This window comes from uncultured Frigoribacterium sp. (assembly GCF_963515265.1).
GTDB lineage: Bacteria > Actinomycetota > Actinomycetes > Actinomycetales > Microbacteriaceae > Frigoribacterium.
In genome coordinates, this window is record NZ_CAUPYL010000209.1 from 1 (window position 1) to 4,251 (window position 4,251).

A 4,251-nucleotide genomic window follows, 5' to 3' on the forward strand; every position below is an offset into this window, starting at 1 on the left:
CTCCCGGTGAGGGAGGGGCGGGCCGTCGTCGTCGTGCGGAGCCGGGGGCCTAGCGGCTGCCGAGCGGTCCGTTCCCCACGCCGATGCTGCCGCTCGGCGTCGGGTCGGCGGCGTGGCTGCCGTGACCGGCGACGCCGGACTCGATGCCCGACTGCGCCCGCAGCAGGTCTCGGATCTCGCTCAGCAGCTCGACGTCGGTCGGCGGCACGTCCGCCGGCGGCACGGTCTCGTCCGACTGCTTCGCGAAGGTGCGCTTCAGCAGGCTGTTCACCGGGAGCACGAGGCAGAAGTAGACCACGGCGGCGATGATCAGGAAGTTGATCAGCGCGCCGATCACGGCGCCGAACTTCAGCTCGGCGTCGGCACCGCCGCTCACCGTGGGGATGCTCACGACGAGCGCCTCGTCGAGCATCGACGCGTTGAACGCCGCACCGATCAGCGGGTTGAAGATGTTGGTCACGAGCGAGGTGACGATGGCGGTGAACGCGGCTCCGATGACCACGGCGACAGCCAGGTCGATCACGTTGCCGCGCAGGACGAATTCTTTGAAGCCCTTCACAGGTGCGCTCCTTCGGGTCGAGGGTGGTCGTCGTCGCCGACAACTCAACCACTCCTCGCCCGGCCGCGCAGGCCGGAGTCAGGAGGAGGAGCTGGAGCTCCCCGACGAGGAGCCGCCCGAGGACGAGCCCGACGACCCGCTCGAGGACGTGCCCGACCCGGCGGACGACGCGCCACCTCCTGCGCTCTTCTCCTTCGCGCCCGACGACTTCGTGTCGGACGACGACGACGAGGAGGACGACTGACCGGCCGCAGAGCTGCCGCTCCCGCCCCCGCCCCGCGAGTCGGTGCGGTAGAAGCCCGACCCGTTGAAGGTGACGCCCACGGGGCTGAACACCTTGCGGAGCGTGCCCTGGCAGACGGGGCAGACGGTCAGCGAGTCGTCGGTGAACGACTGGACGACGTCGAAGGCGTTGCCGCACTCGGTGCAGCGGTACGAGTAGGTGGGCACGGGCGTCCTAGCTGTGGGTCGAGGAGGCGGTCGGCGAGCTCAGAACTCGTGGATGCCGCTGGGGGTGACGACGCCGTCGACGGGCTGGTCGTGACGCTCGTGCGGCACCTGCTCCACGTACTCGGAATCGAACACCACAGCATAGACCGGCGGTCGCTTCTCCATCGATCCGAGGGTCTTGTCGAAGTAGCCGCGGCCCCAGCCCATCCGCATCCCCGTGTGGTCGATGGAGGCGGCGGGCACGATGATGAGGTCGACGTCGTTGATCGCCATCGGGCTGAGCACCTCGCCGACCGGCTCGGGCAGGTCGAACAGCCCGAGCGTCTCCGTCTCGCCGTCGCCGACGGCCCAGTCGAGCAGCCCGTCGGGACGGGAGATGGGGAACAGGACGCGGACGTCGTTCTCGTAGGCCCAGTTGAGGAACGGGCGGGTGTTCGGCTCGTCCGCGGTGGAGAGGTAGGCCGACACCGACCGGACGGAGAGCCCCGAGGCGAGGTCCACCAGGTGCCTCGTCAGGCCTGCGGTCGCCTGGTCACGAGCGTGGTCGCCCTGGTTCCGGCGCCGCTGTCGCAGCTCCGCCCGGAGTGCGCGCTTGGCGTTGCCGACCTCGTCCGTCATGTCCCCGATGGTACGGGCACGAAATGTGCCCCCCGCGGAACGCCGCGGGTGGATACGCTGAGCGGCATGGGCTTCACGATCAGCAAAGCAGTCATCCCCGCCGCCGGCCTGGGTACCCGATTCCTCCCCGCGACCAAAGCAATGCCTAAGGAGATGCTCCCCGTCGTCGACAAGCCGGCGATCCAGTACGTCGTCGAGGAGGCCGTCAACGCCGGCCTCACCGACGTGCTGATGATCACGGGCCGCAACAAGAACGCGCTCGAGAACCACTTCGACCACGTCAGCGAGCTCGAGGAGACGCTGAAGAAGAAGGGCGACCACGACAAGCTCGCCAAGGTCAACCAGTCGACCGACCTCGCCGACATGCACTACGTGCGTCAGGGCGACCCGCTGGGCCTCGGCCACGCGGTGCTCCGCGCCAAGATGCACGTCGGCCGCGAGCCGTTCGCCGTCCTGCTCGGCGACGACATCATCGACGCCCGCGACCCGCTGCTGACGCGCATGGTCGAGGTGCAGGGGCAGAAGAACGCCACCGTGATCGCCCTGCTCGAGGTCGACCCCTCGCAGACCCATCTCTACGGCATCGCCACGGTCGAGGAGACCGACGAGGAGGACGTCGTCAAGGTCACCGGCCTGGTCGAGAAGCCGGCACAGGGCGAGTCGCCCTCGAACCTGGCCATCATCGGCCGCTACGTCATCCGGCCCGAGGTCTTCGACGTGCTCGAGAAGCAGGAGCCGGGCAAGGGCGGCGAGATCCAGCTGACCGACGCTCTCATGAAGATGGCCGGCGCAGAAGAGTGGACCGGCGGCGTGTACGGCGTCGTCTTCCGCGGCCGTCGGTACGACACGGGCGACAAGCTCGACTACATCAAGGCCATCGTGCAGCTCGCGAGCGACCGGGAGGACCTCGGCGACGAGCTCCGCCCGTGGCTCAAGGAGTTCACGGCAGGGCTGGAGTAGGCGACCACCACGTGAGCAGCATCCCCACGCTGGCGGAGGGGCGGGTCGTCATCCGGCCCCTCCGCCTGCGTGACACCCGCGACCTCGACCAGGCGCTGGCCGAGAACCGCTCGTGGCTCCGGCAGTGGGAGGCCACCAACCCGAACGGGTTCACCAGCCACGACGTCCGCGGCAGCATCCGCTCCCTCCAGGTGAACGCCCGCGCCGGCCTCGGCCTCCCGTTCGCGATCGAGCTCGACGGTCGCTTCGTCGGGCAGCTCAACGTCAGCGGCATCACCTACGGCTCGCTCGGCTCGGCGACGATCGGCTACTGGGTCACGCAGTCGGCAGCCGGGAACGACGCGACCCCGATCGCCGTCGCGCTGGCCACCGACCACTGCTTCCGTGCCCTCGGCCTGCACCGGATGGAGATCTGCATCCGTCCCGAGAACGGTCCGAGCCTCCGCGTGGTCGAGAAGCTCGGCTTCCGGTACGAGGGGCTCCGGCGCCGCTACATCCACATCAACGGCATGTGGCGTGACCACTTCTGCTTCGCGCTGGTGGCCGAGGAGGTGCCCGAGGGCGTCCTGCACCGGTGGCGGTCGGGCACGGTCCCGGTCGGACAGGGCAGCGTGCCGGCCGAGGCGCTCGCCGACGCCGAGCGGCAGCTGCCGCTCTAGGCGGGTCTGCGGGGGATCTGGCCCGATCTGGCCTGGATCTGCGCAGAACCGGGCGAGACACACCCCGCGACATGGCCGACGCGCCGTGCCCCCGCTCATACCCTCGTCAGCATGGACATCGGGTCGTGGGGCGGGGGCCTCGTGCTGGCGCTCGTCGCCGTGCTCTGGCTCGTCTACCTCGTGCCCACCTGGCAGCGCCGCCGCGAGTACCTCGCCACCGAGCGGAACGCCGTGCGCCTGCAGCAGACCCTCCGCATCCTCGCCCAGACGGCCGAGCTGCCCGAGGAGGTGCGGATCGAGGCCAACGCCCGGTCCGTCGCCGACGCGCAGCGCATCCTCGCCCGCGAGGAGACGAAGCGGGAGGCCCTCCGCCGGGCCCACGAGGCGGCACGTCAGCGCGCCGTCACCCGCGAGCTCGCGGCCGCCGCGCCCGTCCTCCGCGCGGCCGACCACGATCCCGCGCTCGCCGCCCGCCGCCTCCGTCGTTCTCGTCTCGTCTCGACCGTCGTGCTCGTGCTCGGCGTCGTCGCGATCGTCGCGGGCATCGCGACCTCGTTCTGGGTCGCCTCGATCGCGGGGCTCGCATTCGGGGCCGGAGCGGTCGCGATGCTCGCCCAGCTCGCCGCGGTGTCACGGGCGCGGGCGCGTCGTCAGGTCGCCTCCGCTCCTCGCGTGGGCCAGCCCCTCAAGGACTTCTCCTCGTCGCTCGCCGACCCCGAGGCAGAGGTCGAGGCCGAGTCGAGGGAGTGGACCCCGGTCCCCGTGCCCACGCCCCTGTACTTGCGACGGGGACGCCAGCGACCTGCCGCCCGGCCTGCAGCAACGGTGGCGGCTCCCGCGGCGGAGTCGCCCGCGGACGATCTTCGACGTCAGTCGGAGCGCTCCGTCCAGGCGCTGAGGGAGTCCCAGCGGGCACAGCACCAGGCGCTGCGCGAGGCCGCTCGGGCCGAGGCGGCCCTCTCCGCACCCCGGGCGGTGCCGGCGCCCGCGACGCCGAGGGCACCC

6 protein-coding genes are annotated in these 4,251 nt (G+C 70.9%); 3 read left to right on the forward strand and 3 right to left on the reverse strand.

What is annotated here, in order from left to right; genetic code table 11:
- Positions 1-49 precede the first annotated feature (49 nt).
- The 3 genes from mscL to RWM17_RS12650 form a co-directional block, all read right to left on the reverse strand.
- Positions 50-559 carry a large conductance mechanosensitive channel protein MscL gene (mscL, locus tag RWM17_RS12640; RefSeq protein ID WP_314104182.1) on the reverse strand — a complete coding sequence of 170 codons (510 nt, stop codon included), beginning with the start codon at positions 557-559 and terminating at the stop codon, positions 50-52.
- 78 nt (positions 560-637) lie between these two features.
- Positions 638-1,009, reverse strand: coding sequence for an FmdB family zinc ribbon protein (locus tag RWM17_RS12645; protein WP_314104184.1), 372 nt, complete (start codon positions 1,007-1,009; stop codon positions 638-640).
- Positions 1,010-1,048: 39 nt separating this feature from the next.
- Positions 1,049-1,627: a 5-formyltetrahydrofolate cyclo-ligase gene (locus RWM17_RS12650; RefSeq protein WP_314104186.1), complete on the reverse strand. Its 579-nt coding sequence runs from the start codon at positions 1,625-1,627 to the stop codon at positions 1,049-1,051.
- 66 nt (positions 1,628-1,693) lie between these two features.
- On the opposite strand from RWM17_RS12650, the gene galU reads away from it, so the two are divergent.
- The 3 genes from galU to RWM17_RS12665 all read left to right on the forward strand — a co-directional run.
- Positions 1,694-2,587, forward strand: a complete 894-nt coding sequence (gene galU / locus RWM17_RS12655; protein ID WP_314104189.1) for a UTP--glucose-1-phosphate uridylyltransferase GalU — start codon at positions 1,694-1,696, stop codon at positions 2,585-2,587.
- Positions 2,588-2,598: 11 nt separating this feature from the next.
- Positions 2,599-3,246: a GNAT family protein gene (locus tag RWM17_RS12660; protein ID WP_314104192.1), complete on the forward strand. Its 648-nt coding sequence runs from the start codon at positions 2,599-2,601 to the stop codon at positions 3,244-3,246.
- A 111-nt stretch (positions 3,247-3,357) separates the two neighbouring features.
- A partial coding sequence (locus RWM17_RS12665) for a DUF3040 domain-containing protein (protein WP_314104193.1) occupies positions 3,358-4,251 on the forward strand: 894 nt, incomplete at its 3' end.

Bases quoted from the DNA above. Each gene is read 5' to 3' on its own strand.
- RWM17_RS12650 (WP_314104186.1), bottom strand. From the start codon at position 1,627: ATGACGGACGAGGTCGGCAACGCCAAGCGCGCACTCCGGGCGGAGCTG.
- galU (WP_314104189.1), top strand. From the start codon at position 1,694: ATGGGCTTCACGATCAGCAAAGCAGTCATCCCCGCCGCCGGCCTGGGT.